The following is a 23,638-nucleotide window of genomic DNA, read 5'->3' as shown; positions in this document are numbered from 1 at the left end:
AAATGAGAATTACAGAACTATTAACGAAGGAAACCATTGCAATGGATCTTTCTGCAACAAGTAAAGATCAAGTCATTGACGAGTTAGTTGCGCAATTAAACAGTGCTGGGAAATTAAGTGATGAGGCAACTTTTAAAGAAGCGATTCATGCAAGAGAGTCACAAAGTACAACAGGAATTGGTGAAGGGATTGCGATTCCGCATGCTAAAACAGATGCTGTACAATCTGCTGCGATTGCTTTTGGTAAATCTGTTGAAGGTGTAGATTATCAATCATTAGATATGCAACCAGCTCATTTATTCTTTATGATTGCAGCGCCAGCTGGTGGTGCACAAACACATTTAGATGCCCTTGCTAAACTTTCAGGCATTTTGATGGATGAAGATGTAAGAGCAGAGTTATTACAAGCGAAAAGTAAAGAAGAAGTATTAAATATCATTAATAAGCATGATGATGAAGCTTCAGATGAAACTTCAGAAGCAGCAGCTGTAACGAATGCAGAAGCGGATTCAGAAAAAGGACTTGTATTAGCTGTAACAGCATGTCCTACAGGTATTGCACATACTTATATGGCTGCGGATGCATTGAAAAATCAAGCTAAAAAAATGGGTGTACCTATTAAAGTTGAAACAAATGGTTCAGGTGGTATTAAAAATCACTTAACAGATGAAGAAATTGAAAAAGCATCAGGTATCATTGTAGCTGCGGATGTGCATGTTGAAACAGATCGTTTCGATGGTAAAAATGTAATTCAAGTTCCGGTTGCTGATGGTATTAAACGTCCAGAAGAATTAATCAATATGGCGCAAGACACATCTCGTAAACCATTCGTAGCTAAAGGTGCGAAACAAAGTAGTGCTGCTAGCAACGAAAAACAAAGTGTATCTAAGACGATATATAAACACTTAATGAATGGTGTTTCTAATATGTTACCACTTGTTATATCTGGTGGTATCTTGATGGCAATCGTATTCTTATTTGGTGAAAACTCATTCGATCCAAAGAGTGGCCAATATAACGAATTTGCAGCTAATTTATGGTCGATCGGTAGTGAAAGTGCATTTAAATTAATCGTGCCTATTTTAGCAGGTTTCATAGCTAGAAGTATTGCAGATAAACCTGGTTTCGCATCTGGTTTAGTCGGCGGTATGTTAGCAGTAGCAGGTGGTTCAGGATTCTTAGGTGGTATTATCGCTGGTTTCCTTGCAGGTTATTTAACAGAAGGTATCAAATATGTATTTAAGAACTTACCTCAAATGTTTGAAGGTTTAAAACCTACATTAATTTATCCAATTTTATCAGTATCACTTACTGGATTACTTATGGTGTACGTGGTGAATCCACCAACAGCATGGTTAAACAATTTATTATTAGATGGATTAAATAACTTATCCGGTTCTAATATTATGTTATTAGGTTTAGTAATTGGTGCAATGATGGCAATCGATATGGGTGGTCCATTTAATAAAGCGGCATATGTATTTGCGACAGCAGCGTTAACAGAAGGAAATGCAGCAGCAATTACAGCAGCTATGGTTGGTGGTATGATTCCACCAATAGCAATTGCAACAGCGATGTTAATCTTTAGAAAGAAATTTACTAAAGCACAAAAAGGTTCTATTATTCCAAACTATGTGATGGGATTATCATTCATTACAGAAGGTGCTATTCCATTTGCAGCAGCAGATCCATTACGTGTCATTCCATCAATGATGGTTGGTTCAGGTATTGGTGGAGCGTTAGCTTTAGGATTAGGTTCAAGAATTCAAGCACCACATGGCGGTATCTTTGTTATATTCGCAACTGACTTCGGTCATGTATTACAAACATTACTAGCAGTAATTATCGGTGCATTAGTTGCAGCAATTATTTATGGTGTAATTAAACCTAAATTAACAAAAGAGCAACTTGAAATCGCAGAAGAAGTAGAATAATCAATATATCGTATTAAATTAAAAGCTGTCTACAGAGTTGTGACTTTGTAGACAGCTTTTTTTAATCATTACCTTAAATTCTCGGCCAAAAGTATGACACTGATTTAACATGTTTAAAATTGAAAAGTTGGGGAAATTTTTATATGATTAAATTAAATTATTATAATATGTAGAAAATGGTAAACATAGGGAAAGATGTGAACAATGTTATATTACAAGACAATTATCAAATCAAATGACGCAGAATGGGTTACGTTGATACACGGAGCTGGTGGTAGTTCTTCGATTTGGTTTAAACAAATGAGATATTATAGGAAACATTTTAATATATTACTCGTAGATTTAAGAGGGCATGGGAAGTCTGCGAACAAAGAATGGAAGAAAAATGATTCCTTTGAACATTTAGCAAAAGAAGTTGTAGATGTATTGGATCATTTAAAAATAGATAAGACACATATTATTGGCATGAGCCTTGGCACAATTGTTGGTCAAACAATGGCGCAATCATATCCAGAGAGAATTACGACATTGGTGTTAGGTGGCGCCATCATTAATGTGAATTTAAGGACTAAATTCTTGTTAGCAATCGGCCGTACGATTATGAACTTTGTACCGTATATGTTGCTTTATAAATTATTTGCATACATTATTATGCCTAGGAAAGCTCATGAAGAATCAAGATTAAGATTTGTGAATGAAGCTAAGAAAGTGTCTCAAAAGCAATTTATTAAATGGGTTAAATTAACGAAGCTTGTGAATCCTTATTTAGCACATTTACAAGTTGCGACAAGAGATATTCCGACACTCTTTATTATGGGGGAAGAAGACTATTTATTTATGCCACCAGTAGAAAGACTCGTTAAAGAAAATGAAAACTTTTCAATAGAAATAATAGAGCAAGCTGGTCACGTATGTAATATTGATCAACCAGAAGATTTTAATAAAATTAGTTCTCAATTTATCATGCAGCATGTTGGAACGACGGCTATATAAAGAATGTATGTGTAGACTTCTACATTTACATTCTTTCTTATATCATTTAAATTGAGATAAAAATATGGTAAACTAAAAATAATATGCTAATATCGGGGGAGGTGACGCTAAATGGGAAGGATTTAGTTTTGAAAACGTATATCATAAATAAACTTATAGAACAAAATCATACAAAGGTGGCCATGGCGTCACCGCAAAATATTTGGAGGTGAATCCCTAGAAATAGGGAACTAATTGGAAATTTCGACCATAATAAACTTTATTGTATTCTTTATATTAATTGCATTTACAATGGTATTTGTAGGATCTGAATTCGCGCTTGTAAAGGTGCGTATAACTAGAATTGAACAATTAATTTCTGAAGGAAGTAAATCAGCTAAAATTGTACATAAAATGATCAAAGAACTAGATTATTATTTATCTGCATGTCAGCTTGGTATTACTGTAACATCACTTGGATTAGGTTGGATTGGTGAACCAACATTTGAAGTTTTAATACATCCTGTATTAGACTTCTTTAACTTACCAGACGCATTAACAACAACTTTCTCCATAGCGATCAGTTTCTTAATTGTAACGTTTATCCATGTAGTAGTTGGTGAATTAGCACCAAAAACGGTAGCAATTCAACAGGCAGAAAGACTTACACTTGTCTTCGGCCGACCATTATATTATTTCGGTATCGTTATGAAACCGTTAATTTGGTCAATGAATGGCGCAGCACGTATTCTAGTTAGAGCAATAGGTATTCAACCTACTAACGAAGAACAAGCAATGTCAGAAGAAGAATTAAAGCTTATCATGACTCAAAGCTATCAAAGTGGCGAAATCAATCACACTGAATTAGCTTATATGCAAAATATTTTCTCATTCGATGAAAGATTAGCAAAAGATATCATGGTACCTAGAACACAAATGGTTACATTAACAGAACCATTTAATATTGAAGAATTATTAGAAATTATAAATGAACATCATTATACACGTTACCCAATTACTGAAGATGGCGATAAAGACCATATTAAAGGCTTTATCAATGTTAAAGAATTTTTAACAGAATACGCTTCAGGTGAACAAATAAAAATTAATAACTACGTACATGACTTACCACTTATTCACGAAGTTACAAGAATTAGTGATGCATTAGTGAAAATGCAAAAAGATCATGTGCATATGGCGTTAGTTATTGATGAATATGGTGGTACAGCTGGTGTCATCACGATGGAAGATATATTAGAAGAAATCGTTGGTGAAATTCGTGATGAATTTGATGATGATGAAGTAAATGATATCATTCAAACTGGTGAAGATACTTACCAAATTAATGGACGTGTAACTTTATCAGAACTAGAAGGAAAATTCGGAATTGAATTTGTGGATTCAGACGATATTGATACAATCGGTGGTTGGTTACAAGCACATAACCCAGAAATTGAAAAAGACGACTATGTCGATACAGAATATGATAAATGGGTTGTTATTGATGTTGAAAACCATCAAATTAAGACAGTTGCTTTACACAAAGATTTTATAAAAGAAAGAAAAAGTATATTTGACGAAGACGAAGAAGACGAGGATTAAAACGTGAGCAAAACTACATTAACATCATTATTTAGGTTTACAGGATATTTAGAAGGTGGATCATTACTGTTATTAGTATTTATAGCAATGCCTATCAAGTATATGTTGAGTAATCCAAATGTAGTTTCAGTATTGGGCATGATACATGGTGGATTATTTTCAATGTATGTCATTATGATATTAGTAATGGCACTGATTGTTAGAATTCATATAAAGTGGCCAGTCATTGCTTTTATAACAGCTTTTATTCCTTTTGGAACATTTATATTTGATCATTTCTTTATAAATGGCAAATCTTATGAAAAGATAACACAATCATAAATTGATACGAAGAGCATGGGACAAATATTTGGATCCTGTGCTCTTTTTTTATTGTATTAATTACAAAAGTCTGGAGAAGTGTAACTAAGAGCACCCATAGTAACAAAAGTAGGTCGAAGTGTAACTAAGGCGGCCGTTAGTAACAAAAGTCTGGAGAAGTGTAACTAAGGCAGCCCATACAAATGTCGTCAGAAGTCCAAAATAGACACATACTGTTTTGTTTTAATGAAGATCATCATGTAAAATAGGGAATATAGTAGATAGATTGAGAGAGGAACCATTTTTATGAGAATTAATAAATTTCTAAGTGAAGCTGGTGTATGTTCGAGGAGAGGTGCTGATAAATGGATAAGTGCTAATCGCGTTCAAATTAATGACGAATATGCGACACTAGGGTCTCAAGTTGAAAGTACGGATGTTGTGAAAGTTGATGGTGAAGTCATTACAATTGATAAAGGTTATGTTTATATAGCACTTAATAAACCGCGTGGTATTACATCTACTACTGAGAGACATGTTAAAGGTAATGTTGTAGACTACGTCAATCACCATGAAAGAATTTTTCATATTGGTAGATTAGATAAAGATTCAGAAGGATTATTACTCCTTACTAGTGATGGGGATATCGTTAATGAAATCTTGCGTGCTGAAAATCATCATGAAAAAGAATATGTCGTTTCAGTAGATAAACCTTTAACGAAAGACTTCTTAAAGCAAATGTCTGAAGGTGTTGAAATTTTAAATCAAAAGACACTTCCAGCGAAAGTATCGCAAATTAATGATAGAACATTTAAGATTGTTTTAACACAAGGTTTGAATCGTCAAATTAGACGTATGTGTGAAACGTTAGGATATAATGTAAAAAAATTAAAAAGAATTCGCATTATGAACATTAAGCTTGATGGTATTAAATATGGTGAATGGCGTGATTTAACGAAAGAAGAATTTGAAGAACTGACACGTTCGCTCGCTTATACACCTAAAAGAGACCGTATGACATCTAAATAAAGGGGATAATAAAATGGTTAAATTAAATAATAATGTAGAGATACCAGAATTAGGTTTAGGCGTATACAAAATTGAAGATGCTGATGTTGAGAGAGTAATCCACACTGCAATTGATGCAGGATATCGTGCGATAGATACAGCTTGGTTTTATAAAAATGAAAAAGCATTAGGCGAAGCTTTAAAAACAGTCAATATTAAGCGAGAAGATTTATTTATTACAACTAAATTATGGAATGACTTCCAAGGGTATGATGCAACTATTAAAGCGTTTAATGACTCATTAGAATCATTGCAACTTACGTATATCGATATGTATTTAATTCATTGGCCATGTCCTGAAGATGGATTGTTTATTGAGACGTATAAAGCATTAGAAACGTTATATAAAGAAGGAAAAATTAAAGCAATTGGTGTATGTAATTTTAAAGAACATCATTTAGATCAATTATTAGCTGAAACTGAAGTTGTCCCTGCAGTTAACCAAGTTGAGTTTCATCCGTTATTTAATCAAAAAGCATTACAAGCATATTGCGAAAGTAAAGGTATTAAATTAATGGCGTGGAGTCCACTAATGAGAGGTGGCGAATGGTTAAATAACGCAGATTTACAAAGTATAGCAGATCAGTATAATAAGACTGTTGCCCAAGTTATTATTAAATGGCATTTACAACAAGGTAGACTCGTTATTCCAAAATCTCAAAATGATAATAGAATCAGAGAGAATTTTGATGTATTTGATTTTGAATTGAGTGATGAAGATTTAGCCAAAATCGACCAATTAAATACAGATGAACGACAATTTAGAGATCCAGATGAAGTTAAAATTGGAGATATGAAGTAAAATATAGAACCTTCACAGATTTGTTTGAATTAAGATGTATTTCATATGCATCTTTTAGTAAAATAAAACTGTGGAGGTGTTTTATTTGTTTAAATTTAAAAAACCAAATCAACATGGTGTATGGTCAATGATTGTACTACCAATCGCATTCGGAATTGCAGCAACTGGTTTTACATACTTTCATTTATTATTGTATTTAGGTGTACTGGCATCTTATTTCATGAGTGACCAAATTTTCTTCTACTTAAAGAAAAGGAAGAAAATAATAGGTTATATTTATACGGCAGGCATATTTGCTTTGATTGTCGTCATATCTTTTGTACCAATCGTATTACATAAACCCGTTACGATATGGATTTTTCTACTGATGGTACCTTTATCACTATTAAATGCCTATTTTGCTAAAAAGAAAAATGAAAGAGCATTTACTAATGATTTAATAGCTGTCTTGATATTCTGTTTATTTGGTGTGATCAGCGCGTTATTAAATGTATCTATAACAGATGTGGAATCTTGGTTACCAGTCTTTATTTTAAGTTTCTTATATTTCTTTGGTACAATTTTATACGTTAAGACGATGATTAGAGAGAAAAAATCTGTAAAATATAAATGGTCATCTTGGATTTATCATTTATGTTTAGTTGTTGTAGGTTTCTTTATACATCCATTAGTTATGTTGATGTATATACCGAGTTTAATTCGATCAATCGTTTTATATGGTAAGAAAATAAAAATTATGCATGTAGGCTTAATTGAAATAGCTAATTCAGTATTTGTATTAGTAGTTGGATCGATATTTTTACATTAAAAAAGCAACCATCCGCAGATGGTTGCTTTAACTTTACCTATTAATTGAAGATTAATTATTTTTTGATTAATTTCAAAATAAATGATAATACAAGAATTAAAATAATTGAACCGATTAGTGCTGGTATGATTGCGACGCCACCCCATACTGGACCTAAGTCTCCAAGTAAAGAACCACCAATCGCTGAACCAATTAAACCGGCAATAATATTACCGACTATGCCGCCAGGTATATCTTTACCTAATATAACACCTGCTAGCCAACCTATTAGGCCACCTACGATTAACATTAATATAAAGCCCATTTGAGTGTACCTCCTTATTTATATTTCTTATTTCTATATTTAAGTACCCTGTTATTCACTATGTGAAACATAATAAGAAGTTTTGAATAACTTTTGCCATAAAATAAACATAATATAAAAAAGGAACACTGGTATTAATAGAAACCAATGGGGCGTAAGGACAATCATACATATTAACGCCACAATCGATAATATCTCACCAACTAAACGTGGATGAATAAAGTATCGATATATACCATTTTGGTAAATTTTTGCGAGCCTTTTACCGTCTGATTCAATAGGTTCTGTGAATAACGATAAATAAGCAATGATTTGTCCAAATATAAATAAACTGACACCTAAATAAGGTACAGATTGATAAATTGAAAGTGTACTATCTAAGTAAACAATGTTTAAAGACATACTAAATACAATCGTAATGATATAAAGTACGAAATATTGATTTTCAATGTAGTTTGGAACGTATTTAATTTGAATCCATGTATGTAAAAATGCCCATATAAGTAACATAGTTGTTACTGCAATCGTGATGAAGTTGATTTCTTTGATGATTATAAAGGATATTAAACCATTCAAAGCAATTGTGATTGAAATAGCGTAATGATTGATACGCGATTTCTTATTCATTACTACAAAGTTATATGACATCAAGACGATACACAGAATGATATTAATTGAAACGAGGAATGCCATATCTGTCTCCTACCTTAAAATAGTCTCATCTAAGAATTATAACAATTTCTAAACATATAATCACTAAATATATGTTTTGTAAAAAAATTTAAAGACCCTTTGACAAAAGAATGAAACTTTAATAGTATAAAAGTAAGCTATCTTGTAATACACAATAGCTGTAAAAATTGGAAGAGGTTATTAAGATGTCGACAATTAAGACACAGATGAGAAAAGGGTTATTAGATGCTTGTATTTTATCTATAATACAATCTCAACCAGTATACGGTTATGAATTATCTCGCAAATTAAATGAACATCAATTTACCGATGTAAGTGAAGGAACGATATATCCTATTTTACTTAGATTATTAAAGAAGGATTTTATTTATAATGAGTTTAAGCATAGTGAACAAGGACCTAAAAGAAAATATTATTATATTACAGATAAAGGTCGCGAAGAATTAGAAATCGTACGAAAAGAATGGCTTGAAATTAAAGATCCTATTACTAAATTGTTAAAAGGGAGCAATGAAGATGTCTAGAACTACTAAACAACTCATCAAAGAAAACAACGAGAAGAGAAAGCAGCTAAATGAAACGGATTTAGAAGTTTATGAAGATTTCTTGTTATATGTTAGAACAGACTTGCGCGTAAATGAACATGAATCAGAAGTCATATTAATGGATGTTCTTGATCATTTATTAGAAGCTGTTTCGAATGGTACTACTGCAATTGAATTTTTCGGTCATGATGTTAAAGGTCATGCCGATGATATATTAAATGAATTACCGAATGAATCCAATAAAGCAATTTTAAAAATGGTAGGAATGGGTGTAGCGTACTTCTATAGTGTGTATTTTGTTATTACAGGTATAGTAGGTATATTTGTTGATTATAAGACACCACTTATATCTACACTTTTCCTATTACTTATTGTACCAATAGGTGGATTCTTTATTGTTAAAGCATTATTCAATATTATCCAAAGATATATCTTTGATAAATCTAAATATAAGAAAATAAAAGAATCAGCATATGCTGGACTATTAGTTGGTGTTATTCCAGCAATTCTAATATTAGTACCTAATCTTGTATTTAAAGATATGATGAAAGTTTATATTCCTTGGTGGATATTCCTAATATTAGGGATTGCGATTTATGTTATATATAAAGTTATGAAAAGACAGCCAAAAGCTGTATAAATAATAGACCAAAATAAATAAGCACATCACTTAATGAGCATTTTCAAGTTAGTGATGTGCTTGTTTTATACTGTGTATGCTATTTCCTAGGAAATATTAAACACCTTTTTTATTGCTCCATAACAGTGTATGTAGCTGTGGTAGAACAAAAATATCATTTAAAGTATCATTCATTACTTTATCGATCAGTTGTTCATATTTTTCGAGTAATTTTTCAGTATGGTTTGAAACGCTATCGTCTAGATATGGATTACCTACTTGTAAATAGAACGGGATAGAAGGATATCGTTTGTGTATATCTTTAGCAAATTGATAGTCTGCTTCGTCAAAAATAACAACTTTAAGAGAAAGACTTTCCTCCACACATTGTGCGATAACTTCATCTAGTATTGTTAAATTAGGTTTCATACCTGAACTTGGTGGCTTAGGACTAATCGTTAAGTCATCGATTAGTGTCATCCATTCTTGGAATTTAGAGCCTTGAGTTTCAAGTGCGGTCTTTATATTTCTTGCTTTAAGTGCTTCTACGAAAGGTCCTATATTTTTAATCAGAGCAGGGTTACCACCTGATATCGTAACGTGTTGATATTTATTTGGAGCGAGTTGATCTAATTCTGAAATAATATCTTCTGGTTCAAGTAATCGGATATCATCTTTAGCAGAGCCATCCCATGTAAAACTTGAATCGCACCAACTACATCTATAATCACAACCACTTGTTCTAACAAACATCGTTTTTTGACCAATGACTGCACCTTCACCTTGAATCGTTGGACCGAAGATTTCTAACACTGGTATTTTAGGCATTGTTGTCACCTTTCTTAGTTGGACGATAAACGACGTAACTTGTAGGTGTTTCTCTCACAAATACTTGTACACACTTAGGTTGATTATCGCGTTTATCTAGAGATGCTTGAACGATATTATAAATAGTTTGAGCAACTTGTTCAGTTGAAGGACTATAATTTTTAAATTCTTCAAAGTCATTTAAAAGTTGATGGTCATAACGTTTATGAATTAATGATTTTAATTCGCTAAAGTTCACTAAAAATCCCATTTTATCTAATTCGTCGCCAGCAATTGTTAAATTTACAAAATATGTGTGTCCATGTACGTTCAAACATTTACCAGCTTCTTCATGTGGAATATAATGTGCACTTGAAAAATTAAAGTCTTTATTTAGTTCGAAAGCATAAGGGTGTTGAACGCTCGGATAGATTTGTTGTAACATTATAAACTTCCTTTCGTTTCTAGGTATTGGTCTAATCCTTGTTTTCTTAATTTACAAGCAGGACATTCACCGCAACCATCACTCATCACACCGTTATAACATGTTAATGTTTTTTCTCTAACATAGTCTAATGCACCTAATTGATCACTTAGTGCCCAAGTTTCTTTTTTATTCAACCACATGAGCGGTGTATGAATGACGAAATCTTTATCCATTGATAAGTTAAGTGACAAGTTCATAGATTTAATAAAGCTATCTCTACAATCTGGATACCCGCTAAAGTCTGTTTCGCAAACACCTGTAATAATATGTTTAGCACCAATTTGGTATGCTAATGCACCGGCAAATGATAAGAATAGTAAATTACGTGCTGGAACAAATGTATTAGGTATGCCGTTTTCATCATTTTCTATTTGCATTGAATGGTCTGTTAGTGCGTTAGGGGATAGTTGTGAAAGTAATGACATATCTAGAATATGATGCTTTAATCCTTGTTCTTTAGCGATATCTTCAGCAATTTTAATTTCTAAATCATGGCGTTGGCCATATTGAAACGTCACTAATTCTACTTCTTTAAAATGTTCTTTCGCATAGAATAAGCATGTTGTACTATCTTGTCCGCCACTGAACACAACAACTGCTTTTTCATTTTTTAATGTTTCTGACATAGTGTTTCTCCTTTATAAAGGCATAAAAAAAGCCTGCCTTCTATAAAAAGGTAGACGTAGGTGTCTAGTTTTTTATAGAGGGTGTAAGCTAGTAACCTCTTAGTTTATTGAATATACAAATGATAATATAATCAAATTGTAAAAGCAAGTTTAGTATATGGTATGATTGACATGAAATTAACGAAAGAAGAGCGAATAAACATATGATTATAATGATAGATAACCACGATTCTTTTACATATAACATTATCGAGTATATTAATATACTGACGAAAAATGAACAAATAAAAATATTGAAATCTGAAGAGGCAACTTGTGATGTTGTACGTGCAATCAATCCAGATGCTATGATCATTTCACCTGGCCCTGGTCATCCAGATGATTATGTACAGTTAAAGGAGTTTCTTCAATCTATTTATACAGATATACCCATATTAGGTGTATGTCTTGGTTTCCAATTATTGATATCTACTTTTGGTGGTAAAGTCGTGAAAGGTCCACGTCCGGTTCATGGGCATACAGCAACGATTAAACATGATGGGGAAGGTATTTATGAAGGATTGCCTGAATCATTTGAAGTCGCGAGATATCATTCTTTAATTGCTGACAAACACTATATACCTGAAGGATTTAAGGTTTCAGCATGGTTAGAAGAAGGTATTCCGATGGCTATACGACATCAACATTTACCTATTGAAGCGGTTCAGTATCATCCGGAAGCAATATTAAGTGAATATGGATTAGAACAAATTGCGAATTTCTTAGTAAAGGCAGGTGTAGAGATTGAAGACGCATATACAATTTAAGTATATTTCAGACAGTCAAATAGAAGAGAAATTAGATTATAAATTTGAGAATCCAATTGTCATTAAATATGCAAGAACGATTGAAGAAGTATCAGAGCTTGTGCATGAAGCGGAGCGCTATCAAAAAGAAGGATACTATGTTGTCATGACTTTACCATATGAAAGTGCAGGAGCTTTTGATACAGCGTTAAATGTTTATAAAGCGTCTCAGCATTATGGGAGTATTCAAGTATTCGAACAACCCGTCTCACACTTTAATGATAAAACGCATCATACATATATTAATGAACATATTGAATGGCGAAGAACAGATTCAGATGAACGTTTAGCAAACAATATACATGCTATTCAAGATGAAATCAGACTTGGAAATACGTATCAAGTTAATTATACGACACAACTTGAATCAGAACCGATTCGTCATGGTTATGACTATTATCAATCACTCACAGAGGATGCTAATGGAGATTATCAAGCATATATTGAGCTTGAAGATGAAACGATTATATCGATTTCTCCAGAACTTTTCTTTCAATATGGTCCTTATCAACAAATGCCAAATACAGTATTAACGAAACCTATGAAAGGTACAATTTCGAGAGGGAATCATAAAGCAGAAGATCAAGCAAATTATGAACGACTGAAGCATTCTCAAAAAGATAGAGCAGAAAATGTTATGATTGTAGATTTGCTTAGAAATGATTTAAGTAAAATTTCTGAAGTTGGTACGGTTAATGCAATTGATTTATTTAAAATCGAACCTTATCAAACGGTATATCAAATGACCAGTACGATTCGAAGTCAATTGAAAGCACAATATTCATTATTTAAACTACTTCAAGCGCTGTTCCCATGTGGCTCGATAACGGGTGCACCAAAAGAATCAACGATGACCATTATCAAACGATTAGAGAATAGATCAAGAGGTATTTATTGTGGAACGATAGGTTTGTTGTTACCAGATAACAGAATGATTTTTAATGTTCCAATTAGAACGATACATTCAAATTCAGAAAGAGCAGTTTATGGCGTTGGAGCTGGTATCACAATAGATTCAAATGCTAAAGCTGAAATTGAGGAATTCAAAATGAAATCTAAAATACTAGAAAGTAGACATGTAAATCTTATTGAAACGATGAGATTAGAAAATGGAATAGTCCAAAGACGTCACGAACATACGCATAGAATTTCTACAAGTGCTAAAGCGTTAAATATTCGATTTAATAAAGATGAATGGGATACTATGCTTAATGACATGGTTAATACTTATGTAGATGGCACATATAAAATAAGAGTTGAATTAAATTCGGATGGTACATTTAATGCTGAAACTTCACCAATAGTTGATTCAACTCAACCTTTAACCGCTCAGTTGTTACCGAGTACACCAGTTTCTTCTATATATACGATACACAAAACAACTGAACGCCAGCATTTTCAACATAATCATGATACAGATGTCATATTGTATTATAATGAAGAAAATGAAATAACAGAATTTGATATTGGTAATGTCGTTATTAAAATAGGTGATGCATATATCACACCTCCATATCATGGGCAATTTTTAAATGGTTGTATGAGGCAAGCGTTATTAAAAGATAACCTTATCGAAGAAAAAAATATTACTGTGGAAAAGTTAATCAAAGATATCGAAAGTTCAAATTGTGAAATTTACATGATTAACAGTTTGCGAGAATGGACAAAAATAGATTTAAAATTATGATGGTAATATATAGATACAAATAGTAAAATAGTAAACATCATATAAGGACGGGTGAAAATAGATGTTCTTAACATTATTATATTTAGTAATAGTGATTGTTATAGCATTTTACTTAAAGCGCATCGTTTTAAGTGAATTGAGAAAAGAAAAAAATAAGCAAAGTTTTGCGTATTTATATATTGGATTTGCCGTTGCAATTGTTTTTGTAGGCTTATTTGTAAATCAATTAACACATGTATTTATTGATTTAACAGATGTATTTTATCGTAAATAATGATGCTTTATATATAGCAGAATAGAATGAGGTGTCTTAAATGCGCATATATCCTAAGGGCGATTCTGCATTAACTGTAATGAGCGATCGTGAACCTTCGAGACAGCTAACGCATGAAATTAATGAATTTAGATTAGAAATATTAAGTCAAGATATGCCTTTTATAGATGAGGTTATACCTAGTGAAAATAGTTTAATGGTTGTGTATCATCCTTATAGCATGATGATGAATCATAATATTAATGAGCCATTTAAATATATGACTGAATTTGTAGAACGCATTATTTATCAGAAAAAGCAAGACATTAATGATAGAGAAGTTACAAAGGAATCGATTATGATAGATGTCGTTGTAGGTGGCGAATATGGTCCAGATTTCGATACGTTAACGGACTTGTCTGAAGAAGAACAAAGACAAGTGTTAGAATCTAGTACGTATTTTGTTTCAATGATTGGTCATACTCCAGGATGTCCTTATTTATCTGGTTTAAGTCATCGATTGCATTCAGGTAATGCACAGTTCAAACAATTTATCCCTAAAGGATCATTGTGTATCGAAAGAGATAAATTATTTATTACGACAACTGATACAAGTGGTGAATGGCCAGTCATTGGTTGGACGAATGTTGAAATATACGATAGACAAAATAATATTTGTAAGCTTAATTTTGGTGATGATGTCATCTTAAATATTGTAGATCAACTACAAAGCAAGGATGGAGGGTATAAGCCATGTCATTAATTATTCGAGAAGCTGGACTATACTCTTCGATTCAAGATTTAGGAAGGCAAAAACAACAACATATTGGCATTGTTAAAAATGGCTCAATCGATCAATTAAACCATAGACTCGCTAATATGCTTGTAGGTAATGAAGAAGGCGAAGCTTTAATTGAAATGACGATTAAGTTGCCGTCTATCCAATTTACAGAACCAACTTTAATCGCATTTACGGGAGCTAACTTCCCAGCATTTGTAGATGGTAAGAAAATAGCTCCATATAAAATTCATTTAATGGACAAAGGTGAAGTATTAAAGTTTGGTGAAGCATCTAAAGGTACGAGAGGTTATTTAGCAATTGCAGGTGGTATTGTTGCTGAAGAATGGTTAGGTTCAAAATCTACAAGTATCCGTTTAGAAATGGGTGGCTGCCACGGTCGTACTTTACAAGCAGGCGATGAAATTGAAATTTGCCGTAACTACACACCATTACAAAAAAAGCTATTTGAAAACCTAGAAGATAGCAAAACAGCTTCATGGGGTGTTGATCAATATACATTATCGTTAAATTATTTAACAGATATATTCCATGTTATATCGGGAGAAGGTATGACGCACTTTAATGAAGCGGAAATCAAGCATCTAGAGAGTCAAGTTTATAAAGTATCTAATCGCTTTAATCGAACAGGATTAACATTAGAAGGGAACTCCGTTATTAATCGTAGAATTGTCGATCAGTCATTTTTAAGTGTTAAAAAAGGAACAGTTCTATTAAATGAAGGGAACCAACCGGTCGTAATGTTGAATGATCATCAATCATTATCGAGCTATCCTCAAATTGGAACAATTGCTTCTTATCATATCGATAAATTAGCACAAAAAAAGCAAGGTTCAAAACTCATCTTTAAGAAATTAACAATACAAGAAGCGGAACGCAATATGAGAAAGCATGCTCAATTCGTTAAGCAAATAAAAAACGGCATCAGATATAAATTAAATGAAGAATTAAACAAGTAATTTCCATGTGTGAATTGTGTCTATTGTGTGCACTTTTTACACATTTCTTATTTGTATTTTAGGTTTTTAGTTGAAATTTATTGTAAAATAGTATAAATTATAATACTGTACATTAAATATTACAAGAATATTACAACCTTCAATAATATGTAATGAAATAATAATGAAAATTGATATGAGTTGAGATACGGAGGAACGGTATGAAAACTAAAAATAGGAAGATAGGCGTCTTTACTTTCTTCTTGCTAACGATTTTAGCAATTTCACTAAAGACTTATTTTGCCTATTATGTAGATTTGTCACTCGGGGTTAAGGGACTCGTACAGAATTTAATTTTATTAATGAACCCATACAGCTTGATTGCGCTAATATTGAGCGTATTCTTATTCTTTAAGGGAAGAAAGTCGTTCTGGTTTATTTTTATCGCTGGATTTGTATTATCGTTCTTACTATATGCGAACGTCGTGTACTTTAGATTCTTTTCAGATTTCTTAACATTTAGTACTTTGAATCAAGTAAGTAACGTAGAATCAATGTCTGGTGCAGTATATAGTTCATTCTCTTGGTACGATTTTATATATTTCACAGATACGATTATTTTCTTATTTGTGTTGATCTTTAAGAGAAATAATTTATCAGTTAAAGCATTTCCTAAGAAATTTGTCCCAGTTGTTATGGGTGTAGCTGTAGCACTATTTTTCTTAAACTTAGCATTTGCTGAGTCAGACAGACCAGAATTATTAACACGTACATTTGACCATAAATATTTAGTTAAATATTTAGGACCTTATAACTTTACAGTTTATGACGGGGTTAAAACGATTCAAAATAATTCACAAAAAGCATTAGCAAGTGAAGATGATTTAACACAAGTTAAAAATTATACAAAACAGAAGTATCAAGAACCTAACAAAGAAACATTCGGTATCGCTAAAGACAAGAACGTTATTAAAATTCACTTAGAAAGTTTCCAATCTTTCTTAATTAACTTCAAAGTTAATGGTGAAGAAGTAACACCTTATTTAAACTCTTTAGCAAAAGGTGATAAAGGTTACAAATACTATCCAAACTTCTTCCATCAAACGGGGCAAGGTAAAACAGCCGATTCAGAATTAACGATGGATAATAGTATTTTCGGTTTACCACAAGGTTCAGCATTCTCATTAAAAGGTGACAACACTTATCAATCACTACCAGCAATTTTAAATCAACAAGGCGGCTATGAAACATCGGTTATGCATGGTGATTACAAAACATTCTGGAACAGAGATCAAGTGTACAAACATTTTGGTGTAGATAAGTTCTATGATGCAACTTATTATGATATGCAACAAAAAAATCTTGAGAACTTAGGCTTAAAAGATGAAGTATTCTTTGATGAATCCATTGCACATCTAAAAGAACAAAAAGAACCATTCTATTCTCATTTAATTACGTTGACTAACCATTACCCATTCACATTGAGTAAAGAAGACGCAACGATAGAGAAACCAGATACAGGTAGTGCAACACTAGATGGATACATTCAAACAGCTCGTTATCTAGATGAATCATTAGAAAAATTCATGACAGAACTTAAAAAAGAAGGTTTATATGATGATTCAGTAATCATCATTTACGGAGACCACTATGGTATTTCTGAAAACCATAATAAAGCAATGGCTAATTTACTTGGTGAAGATGAAATCACACCAGCTAAATTCATGGACTTAAACAGAACACCATTCTTTATGAAAGTACCAGGTCTTAAAGGTGGTGTCGATGAAACATACGGTGGCCAAACTGATGTAATGCCTACATTATTAGACGTATTAGGTATTAAATCAAACAACTACATTATGTTTGGTACAGACTTATTAGCTAAAGGACACGATCAAACAGTTGCATTTAGAAATGGTGACTTTATAACGCCAGAATATAAATCAATCGGTAGCACTGTGTACGACAATAAGACTAATAAACCTATGAAGACGAAACCTAAAGATTTAGAAGAAAATAAAAATAACGTCGAAAAAGAACTCGAATTATCAGACCAGTTATTACACGGAGACTTATTCAGATTCTATGATAACCCTGACTTCAAGAAAGTTAAGCCATCAAACTATGAATACAAATCCGGTAACGGCTATCAAGAAAAATAATTATGAGTCGATGAGTACCACAAAATCATGAGATTTTGTGGTACTTTTTTTGTTGGGAATGGGGGTTGTGGGGTGTGACTAGGAAAAGTACTTTTTAATATGGATTATGAGATAGAAGATGATGTGGATGATGCAAGATATAGGGTAAAGATGTGAGTTAAAGTTGGAATAAACTCACAAGATTGGGAAAGATGTGAGTAAAAGATGCAGTAAACTCACGAGATTGTAAAAGATGTGAGTTAAAGTTGTAGTAAACTCACATCTTTTCAAAAATTATATAATTATTTAAGAATGAACACTTTTGATTAATTAAAAAATATCCAAGTCATGGCTTAACTCCAACTTAAGCCAAGAGGTAGCGCAAGTCGTAGCTTAACTCCTAACTTAAGCCAAGAGATAGCGCAAGTCGTAGCTTAACTTCTAAATAAAGCCAAGAAATCGCTCAAGTCATAGCTTAACTTTCTAATAAAGCCAAGAGATGGTCCAAGTCATAGCTTAAGTCCTGCATAAAGCCAAGAGATAGCGCAAGTCGTAGCTTAACTTCCTAATAAAGCCAAGAGAACGTCCAAGTCATAGCTTAACTCCAACTTAAGCCACGACATTCCCAAAAACATCGACATCCCCAAAATCCCCAATATCATTACCATCCCCAACCCCCACATCTCCCACATCTCCCTCAACCCCCACTCACCAACACATTAAACAATGAAAAAATCCCAATCGTCCTCACGATTGGGATTTCTATTCTATCTAACCTAAAGCAACGTCTAGTATCATCATTATTGTGAAGCCACCCATTAATCCTAATGTTGCTAAGTCAGTGTTGTTACCTGACTGTGATTCGGGGATGAGTTCTTCTACAACGACAAATATCATTGCGCCGGCTGCGAATGCTAATGCATATGGTAAAACTGGTGTCGCGATGACAACTAGTAATGCGCCTAACATTGCGAATACAGGTTCAACTAAAGCTGAAGCTTGACCATAGTTAAATGACTTCCATCTTGATAAACCTGATGCACGGATTGGCATCGAGAGTGCTGCGCCTTCAGGAATGTTTTGTATACCGATACCGATTGCTAAGCCGAGTGCGCCTAATAATGTTGCGCCTTCATTTCCAGTTGCTACACCACCGAAAGCAACACCGATAGCCATACCTTCAGGAATGTTATGCAATGTGATTGCTAAAAATAGCAAAGTGTTTTTGCCTAATTTAGTATCTGGTCCTTCTACTCGCTGACTTTTATCAACTGCGTTTTGGTGTGCGTGTGGTATGACAAAGTCTAATAGTCTAATAAACAATCCGCCTAAAAGAAAGCCGATTGCTGCTGGTAACCAAGGCATTGCTAAATGTGAACTTTGTTCTATAGAAGGTTGTAATAAAGACCAAAAACTAGCTGCAATCATGACGCCTGCAGCGAATCCTTGCATTGTATTGATAACTTTTGTGTCTATATTTTTGAACAAGTAAACGAACGATGCACCGAATGCTGTTAGCAACCATGTGATGATACCTGCGAATAATGCTTGCAAGTATGGTGGTAGTTCTGTAAAAATCTGTTGCATAGTTTTTGCTCCTTCATATCTTTTGTGTGAAAAAAAGTGTATAATATATTAATTGAAAACTGAGAATACTAAAGGATGTTAATTCATGGAAGCATATAAAATTGAAAAACTTAATAAGCAATATGGTGACAAAATTATTTTTGATGATTTAGATTTATCCATTTCTTACAAAGAACGCATTGGTTTAGTTGGAATCAATGGAACAGGGAAAAGTACTTTGCTTAAAGTTATTGCAAATATTGATGATGATTATGATGCGAAGACATCTTATCCTAACCAATACCAAATTGCATATGCAAGCCAAAAGCCTGAACTTGATGAATCTTTAACTGTAATCGATGAAGTATTAAATAACGAAACTGAAATGACGAAAGTGATTTCTAAATATGAAAATGCTTTAAATCAATATCAACAGACGGGTGAATCTAAGGATTTAGATCTTATGATGAAATATCAATCTGATATGGATCGATTAAATGCATGGGATTACAGTGCAGACGTTAAAACTATTCTATCAAAACTAGGTATAAATGACTATCTTAAAAAAATATCTACATTAAGTGGTGGTCAGAAAAAAAGAGTTGCATTAGCAAAAGAATTAATACGTAAACCAGATTTATTATTATTAGATGAACCGACAAACCATTTGGACATTGAAGGAATTGAATGGCTCGTTAACTATATTAAACAATACCCCCACACAATCATGTTTGTTACACATGATCGTCATTTCTTAAATCAAGTTTCTACAAGAATTGTTGAACTTTCAAATGGTAAACTCACAAGTTATCCAGGTAATTATGAAGCGTATATTGAAGCAAGAGCTGAAAAAGAAGAAATTGAAGCACAACAACATGTTAAAAAGAAAGCGCTGTATAAACAAGAATTGAATTGGATGAGACAAGGTGCTAAAGCTAGATCAACGAAACAACAAGCAAGAATCCAAAGGTTTAATACGTTAGAAGAAGATTTATCAAATAGAAAAACACAAGGTGAAGCAAGTTTGAATTTAGCGCATTCTCGCCTTGGTAAACAAGTATTTGAGTTAGACGATATTTCTAAATCTGTTGGAGATAGAAAGTTATTTGAACACTTTACAACGATTATTCAAAAAGGCGATAGAATTGGTATTGTTGGAGAAAACGGTGCAGGTAAAACAACATTACTCAATATTATTAGTGGGTTAGATCAAACTTTTGAAGGTAATCTCATTACTGGTCAAACTGTAAAAATTGCTTATTTTAAACAGCAAGATGAAAGTTTAACTTCAGATAAGAGAATGATTGATTATTTAAGAGAAGAAAGTGAAGTTGCTAAAGAAAAAGATGGCACAGTTGTATCTGTTACGCAGCTGTTAGAAAGATTTCTTTTCCCAAGTCAAACGCATGGCACGCAAATTAATAAATTATCAGGTGGAGAACAAAAACGTTTATATTTATTAAAATTATTAGTTCACGAACCGAATGTATTAATTCTTGATGAGCCTACAAATGATTTAGACACTGAAACTTTAACAATATTAGAAGCTTATATTAATGAGTTTGGTGGAACGGTTATAACGGTAAGTCATGATAGATATTTCTTAAATAAAGTGGCCAATAAATATTGGTATATACATGATCAACAAATCGAACCTATGCTAGGTACATTTGAAGACTATTTAGAATATAAAAGAGAGCTTGAGAAAAAAGCAACACAGCAGCATAAAGAAGTTCAAAAAACAGAAACGAAACCTAAGACTTCAGCAAGATTATCGTTCAAAGAAAAGCGTGAACTAGAACAACTCGAGAAAAATATCGAATATATAGAAACAAGATTAGAAGAAATTGACCAAGAAATGGTTGAACATGCTACAAATTATGAAAAATTAAATGAACTCGCAAATGAAAAGACATCAATTGAAACGCAATATGAAGAAGATTATATGCGTTGGTCATCCTTATCAGACAGATTATAAGCGTATAGAGGTGTATATATAGATGCAAAATATTTTAAAAGAGTATTTCGGATATCAACAATTTAGAGATGGACAGAAAGAAATTATTGATAAAGTTATTGATCATCGTCCCACTTTAGGTGTTATGCCAACAGGTGGCGGTAAATCGATTTGTTATCAAGTACCAGGTCTATATTTAGATGGATTAACGATTGTAATTAGTCCATTGATTTCATTAATGAAAGACCAAGTTGATAGCTTGAGATCGATGGGTATCAAAGCTGAATTTTTAAACAGTACTTTAACAGCTAAAGAGAAAAAAAGAGTAGAGAATGAACTTGTCTCAGGACAGTTGAAATTTCTATATATTGCACCTGAAAGATTTAATCAACCACAGTTTATACAAATGTTGAACAAATGTAATGTACAGCTTATCGCATTTGATGAAGCACATTGTATTTCGAAGTGGGGACATGATTTTAGACCAAGTTATCAAGAAGTGATTACACATGTTATGAGCTTGCCTCATCATTTTAGATTGGTGGCATTAACAGCAACAGCTACTAAAGAAGTACAAGAAGATATTTCTCAAAAATTAGGTATTGCTGAAAGTGATATTGTTGAAACGTCTATTAAACGTGAGAATTTAACGTTTAAAGTGAACAATACATATCAGAGACTTAATTTTGTTAAAGATTATGTGAAGAAAAATATTCATCAATCAGGTATTATTTATTGTTCTACTAGAAAACAAGTTGAACAATTAAGTGAAACATTTGATGATTTAGAAATTAAGAATGTGATGTATCATGCTGGCTTACCAAAAGATGAAAGAGAACGTGCACAACGTAAATTTATTGAAGATGATATCAAATTAGCAATCGCAACAAATGCTTTTGGTATGGGGATTGATAAATCAAATGTTAGATTCGTGATTCATTATAATATGCCTCAAGATATCGAATCATATTATCAAGAGGCTGGTCGTGCTGGTCGTGATCAGTTAGACAGTGAATGTATCTTATTATTCTCAGACCGTGATATAGACCTTCAAAAATTCTTCATTTCTTCAAGTTCTGCAGATGATGAATACAAAGAAAAGCAAGGCGAAAAGCTTCGACAAATGATTCAATATACGAAGACGACTAAATGTTTAGAAGCGATGATGATTCATTACTTTAATCCTGATGAAAAATTAGAAGAGTGTGGCAGATGCTCTAGTTGTTTACAATCAGAAAAATCCTATAACATGACAACTGAAGCACAAAAAATATTAAGTTGTATCGCAAGGTTAAAACAAAAAGAAAAACGTAATATGATTATTCAAGTATTAAGAGGTGAACAAACACCTCAAATAACATCTTTAGGATATGATGAACTCAGTACTTATGGCATTTTAAAAGATTATACGACGAATGAATGTCATCATTTACTAGATGAATTGCGTTATAAAGGCTATTTAAATGAACATAAAGAAATATTAAGTGTTGACCAAGATGCAATGGATGTATTGCGTGGAAAAGTTGAAATTATGACTACACCATTTAAATCTAAGCCGAAAGAAATCGTTGATATCCAAACAATTACAGATGTTGATAGATCTTTATTTGATCGATTAATAGAAGTTAGAAAAGATTTAAGTAAAGAATTAGAAGTTTCACCACTTTCTATATTCTCTGACCAAATTTTAGAGCAATTTGCTAAACGATTACCTGAATCTAAAAAAGAAATGATTTTAATAGACGGTATTGGTAGTTATAAATTGAAACACTATTGTCCGATATTTATTGAAACCATTAAAAATTATAAACAACCCATTTAAGAAGAATAGGCATTTTATTGTGAAATTAGGGTAAATAATATAGAAGAAATTCTAGCACTGATA

23 protein-coding genes are annotated in these 23,638 nt (G+C 32.5%); 17 read left to right on the top strand and 6 right to left on the bottom strand.

The window, feature by feature from the left end:
• The first annotated feature begins 2 nt into the window (after positions 1–2).
• The 7 genes from LQ693_RS01900 (at position 3) to LQ693_RS01870 (ending at position 7,486) form a co-directional block, all read left to right on the top strand.
• Entirely contained in the window at positions 3–1,934 is a 1,932-nt protein-coding gene (locus LQ693_RS01900; RefSeq protein WP_107565350.1) for a PTS fructose transporter subunit IIABC, read from the top strand.
• A 204-nt stretch (positions 1,935–2,138) separates the two neighbouring features.
• Positions 2,139–2,927: an alpha/beta fold hydrolase gene (locus LQ693_RS01895; RefSeq protein WP_107565351.1), complete on the top strand. Its 789-nt coding sequence runs from the start codon at positions 2,139–2,141 to the stop codon at positions 2,925–2,927.
• A gap of 234 nt (positions 2,928–3,161) precedes the next feature.
• Positions 3,162–4,508 (top strand): hemolysin family protein, encoded by a 1,347-nt coding sequence (locus LQ693_RS01890; protein WP_198051905.1) that lies wholly within the window; start codon positions 3,162–3,164, stop codon positions 4,506–4,508.
• A gap of 3 nt (positions 4,509–4,511) precedes the next feature.
• Positions 4,512–4,829 (top strand): DUF3817 domain-containing protein, encoded by a 318-nt coding sequence (locus tag LQ693_RS01885; protein ID WP_025904747.1) that lies wholly within the window; start codon positions 4,512–4,514, stop codon positions 4,827–4,829.
• A 285-nt stretch (positions 4,830–5,114) separates the two neighbouring features.
• On the top strand, positions 5,115–5,837 hold the full coding sequence (locus LQ693_RS01880; RefSeq protein WP_107572598.1) for a pseudouridine synthase: 723 nt from the start codon (positions 5,115–5,117) through the stop codon (positions 5,835–5,837).
• 13 nt (positions 5,838–5,850) lie between these two features.
• Positions 5,851–6,678 (top strand): aldo/keto reductase, encoded by an 828-nt coding sequence (locus tag LQ693_RS01875; RefSeq protein ID WP_103362189.1) that lies wholly within the window; start codon positions 5,851–5,853, stop codon positions 6,676–6,678.
• Between the two features lie 85 nt (positions 6,679–6,763).
• On the top strand, positions 6,764–7,486 hold the full coding sequence (locus tag LQ693_RS01870) for a YwiC-like family protein (RefSeq protein WP_198051907.1): 723 nt from the start codon (positions 6,764–6,766) through the stop codon (positions 7,484–7,486).
• A gap of 55 nt (positions 7,487–7,541) precedes the next feature.
• On the opposite strand, the gene LQ693_RS01865 is transcribed toward LQ693_RS01870, so the two are convergent.
• Both LQ693_RS01865 and LQ693_RS01860 read right to left on the bottom strand, forming a co-directional pair.
• Positions 7,542–7,790, bottom strand: a complete 249-nt coding sequence (locus tag LQ693_RS01865; RefSeq protein WP_025904751.1) for a GlsB/YeaQ/YmgE family stress response membrane protein — start codon at positions 7,788–7,790, stop codon at positions 7,542–7,544.
• A gap of 51 nt (positions 7,791–7,841) precedes the next feature.
• A complete protein-coding gene (locus tag LQ693_RS01860) occupies positions 7,842–8,483 on the bottom strand; it encodes a hypothetical protein (RefSeq protein ID WP_037589261.1) in 642 nt (213 codons plus the stop codon).
• A 185-nt stretch (positions 8,484–8,668) separates the two neighbouring features.
• On the opposite strand from LQ693_RS01860, the gene LQ693_RS01855 reads away from it, so the two are divergent.
• Positions 8,669–9,007, top strand: coding sequence for a PadR family transcriptional regulator (locus LQ693_RS01855; RefSeq protein WP_119493788.1), 339 nt, complete (start codon positions 8,669–8,671; stop codon positions 9,005–9,007).
• Positions 9,000–9,668, top strand: coding sequence for a DUF1129 family protein (locus tag LQ693_RS01850; RefSeq protein ID WP_158011186.1), 669 nt, complete (start codon positions 9,000–9,002; stop codon positions 9,666–9,668). Before LQ693_RS01855 ends, LQ693_RS01850 begins: the two co-directional genes overlap by 8 nt.
• 96 nt (positions 9,669–9,764) lie before the next feature.
• Here the strand turns inward: LQ693_RS01850 and queE are convergent, their stop codons facing one another.
• Genes queE through queC form a run of 3 tightly spaced genes read right to left on the bottom strand, consistent with a single transcriptional unit; the run spans position 9,765 to position 11,567 of the window.
• Positions 9,765–10,475: a 7-carboxy-7-deazaguanine synthase QueE gene (queE, locus tag LQ693_RS01845; RefSeq protein WP_119493789.1), complete on the bottom strand. Its 711-nt coding sequence runs from the start codon at positions 10,473–10,475 to the stop codon at positions 9,765–9,767.
• Entirely contained in the window at positions 10,468–10,899 is a 432-nt protein-coding gene (gene queD / locus LQ693_RS01840; protein ID WP_119493790.1) for a 6-carboxytetrahydropterin synthase QueD, read from the bottom strand. The genes queE and queD overlap by 8 nt, the downstream gene beginning before the upstream one ends.
• Entirely contained in the window at positions 10,899–11,567 is a 669-nt protein-coding gene (gene queC, locus LQ693_RS01835) for a 7-cyano-7-deazaguanine synthase QueC (protein ID WP_119493791.1), read from the bottom strand. Before queC ends, queD begins: the two co-directional genes overlap by 1 nt.
• Positions 11,568–11,770: 203 nt before the next feature.
• Between queC and LQ693_RS01830 the strand changes: the two genes are divergently transcribed.
• The 6 genes from LQ693_RS01830 to ltaS all read left to right on the top strand — a co-directional run bounded on the left by LQ693_RS01830 (position 11,771) and on the right by ltaS (position 18,251).
• Positions 11,771–12,373, top strand: a complete 603-nt coding sequence (locus LQ693_RS01830) for an anthranilate synthase component II (protein WP_119493792.1) — start codon at positions 11,771–11,773, stop codon at positions 12,371–12,373.
• Positions 12,351–14,099, top strand: a complete 1,749-nt coding sequence (locus LQ693_RS01825; RefSeq protein WP_239703044.1) for a chorismate-binding protein — start codon at positions 12,351–12,353, stop codon at positions 14,097–14,099. Before LQ693_RS01830 ends, LQ693_RS01825 begins: the two co-directional genes overlap by 23 nt.
• 61 nt (positions 14,100–14,160) lie before the next feature.
• The gene (locus tag LQ693_RS01820; RefSeq protein WP_025904760.1) at positions 14,161–14,373 is read left to right on the top strand and encodes a hypothetical protein; all 213 of its coding nucleotides are present in this window, start codon (positions 14,161–14,163) and stop codon (positions 14,371–14,373) included.
• 40 nt (positions 14,374–14,413) lie between these two features.
• Positions 14,414–15,115: a carboxyltransferase domain-containing protein gene (locus tag LQ693_RS01815; RefSeq protein WP_119493794.1), complete on the top strand. Its 702-nt coding sequence runs from the start codon at positions 14,414–14,416 to the stop codon at positions 15,113–15,115.
• On the top strand, positions 15,106–16,110 hold the full coding sequence (locus LQ693_RS01810) for a 5-oxoprolinase subunit C family protein (protein WP_204178184.1): 1,005 nt from the start codon (positions 15,106–15,108) through the stop codon (positions 16,108–16,110). The genes LQ693_RS01815 and LQ693_RS01810 overlap by 10 nt, the downstream gene beginning before the upstream one ends.
• 200 nt (positions 16,111–16,310) lie before the next feature.
• Entirely contained in the window at positions 16,311–18,251 is a 1,941-nt protein-coding gene (gene ltaS / locus LQ693_RS01805) for a polyglycerol-phosphate lipoteichoic acid synthase LtaS (protein WP_103362197.1), read from the top strand.
• Between the two features lie 750 nt (positions 18,252–19,001).
• Here ltaS and LQ693_RS01800 read toward each other — a convergent pair.
• A complete protein-coding gene (locus LQ693_RS01800) occupies positions 19,002–19,817 on the bottom strand; it encodes a ZIP family metal transporter (RefSeq protein ID WP_103362198.1) in 816 nt (271 codons plus the stop codon).
• 85 nt (positions 19,818–19,902) lie between these two features.
• Between LQ693_RS01800 and LQ693_RS01795 the strand changes: the two genes are divergently transcribed.
• Together LQ693_RS01795 and recQ are read left to right on the top strand one after the other, a co-directional pair.
• Complete coding sequence (locus LQ693_RS01795; RefSeq protein WP_239703045.1) at positions 19,903–21,774, top strand: ABC-F family ATP-binding cassette domain-containing protein; 1,872 nt, start codon at positions 19,903–19,905, stop codon at positions 21,772–21,774.
• A gap of 22 nt (positions 21,775–21,796) precedes the next feature.
• Positions 21,797–23,575, top strand: a complete 1,779-nt coding sequence (recQ, locus tag LQ693_RS01790) for a DNA helicase RecQ (RefSeq protein ID WP_025905404.1) — start codon at positions 21,797–21,799, stop codon at positions 23,573–23,575.
• Positions 23,576–23,638: the final 63 nt, after the last annotated feature.

Origin of the sequence: Mammaliicoccus sp. B-M6, assembly GCF_022386965.1 — a bacterium.
Lineage (GTDB): Bacteria > Bacillota > Bacilli > Staphylococcales > Staphylococcaceae > Mammaliicoccus > Mammaliicoccus sciuri_A.
Note: the sequence above shows the minus strand (reverse complement) of the source record. Positions and strands in the feature narration are given on the sequence as shown.

Excerpts from the sequence above, each read along its gene's own strand:
- LQ693_RS01900 (WP_107565350.1), top strand. The coding sequence starts at position 3 with ATGAGAATTACAGAACTATTAACGAAGGAAACCATTGCAATGGATCTT.
- LQ693_RS01895 (WP_107565351.1), top strand. The coding sequence starts at position 2,139 with ATGTTATATTACAAGACAATTATCAAATCAAATGACGCAGAATGGGTT.
- LQ693_RS01880 (WP_107572598.1), top strand. The coding sequence starts at position 5,115 with ATGAGAATTAATAAATTTCTAAGTGAAGCTGGTGTATGTTCGAGGAGA.
- LQ693_RS01875 (WP_103362189.1), top strand. The coding sequence starts at position 5,851 with ATGGTTAAATTAAATAATAATGTAGAGATACCAGAATTAGGTTTAGGC.
- LQ693_RS01865 (WP_025904751.1), bottom strand. The coding sequence starts at position 7,790 with ATGGGCTTTATATTAATGTTAATCGTAGGTGGCCTAATAGGTTGGCTA.
- LQ693_RS01860 (WP_037589261.1), bottom strand. The coding sequence starts at position 8,483 with ATGGCATTCCTCGTTTCAATTAATATCATTCTGTGTATCGTCTTGATG.
- LQ693_RS01855 (WP_119493788.1), top strand. The coding sequence starts at position 8,669 with ATGTCGACAATTAAGACACAGATGAGAAAAGGGTTATTAGATGCTTGT.
- LQ693_RS01850 (WP_158011186.1), top strand. The coding sequence starts at position 9,000 with ATGTCTAGAACTACTAAACAACTCATCAAAGAAAACAACGAGAAGAGA.
- queE (WP_119493789.1), bottom strand. The coding sequence starts at position 10,475 with ATGCCTAAAATACCAGTGTTAGAAATCTTCGGTCCAACGATTCAAGGT.
- queD (WP_119493790.1), bottom strand. The coding sequence starts at position 10,899 with ATGTTACAACAAATCTATCCGAGCGTTCAACACCCTTATGCTTTCGAA.
- queC (WP_119493791.1), bottom strand. The coding sequence starts at position 11,567 with ATGTCAGAAACATTAAAAAATGAAAAAGCAGTTGTTGTGTTCAGTGGC.
- LQ693_RS01830 (WP_119493792.1), top strand. The coding sequence starts at position 11,771 with ATGATTATAATGATAGATAACCACGATTCTTTTACATATAACATTATC.
- LQ693_RS01820 (WP_025904760.1), top strand. The coding sequence starts at position 14,161 with ATGTTCTTAACATTATTATATTTAGTAATAGTGATTGTTATAGCATTT.
- LQ693_RS01815 (WP_119493794.1), top strand. The coding sequence starts at position 14,414 with ATGCGCATATATCCTAAGGGCGATTCTGCATTAACTGTAATGAGCGAT.
- LQ693_RS01810 (WP_204178184.1), top strand. The coding sequence starts at position 15,106 with ATGTCATTAATTATTCGAGAAGCTGGACTATACTCTTCGATTCAAGAT.
- ltaS (WP_103362197.1), top strand. The coding sequence starts at position 16,311 with ATGAAAACTAAAAATAGGAAGATAGGCGTCTTTACTTTCTTCTTGCTA.
- LQ693_RS01800 (WP_103362198.1), bottom strand. The coding sequence starts at position 19,817 with ATGCAACAGATTTTTACAGAACTACCACCATACTTGCAAGCATTATTC.
- LQ693_RS01795 (WP_239703045.1), top strand. The coding sequence starts at position 19,903 with ATGGAAGCATATAAAATTGAAAAACTTAATAAGCAATATGGTGACAAA.
- recQ (WP_025905404.1), top strand. The coding sequence starts at position 21,797 with ATGCAAAATATTTTAAAAGAGTATTTCGGATATCAACAATTTAGAGAT.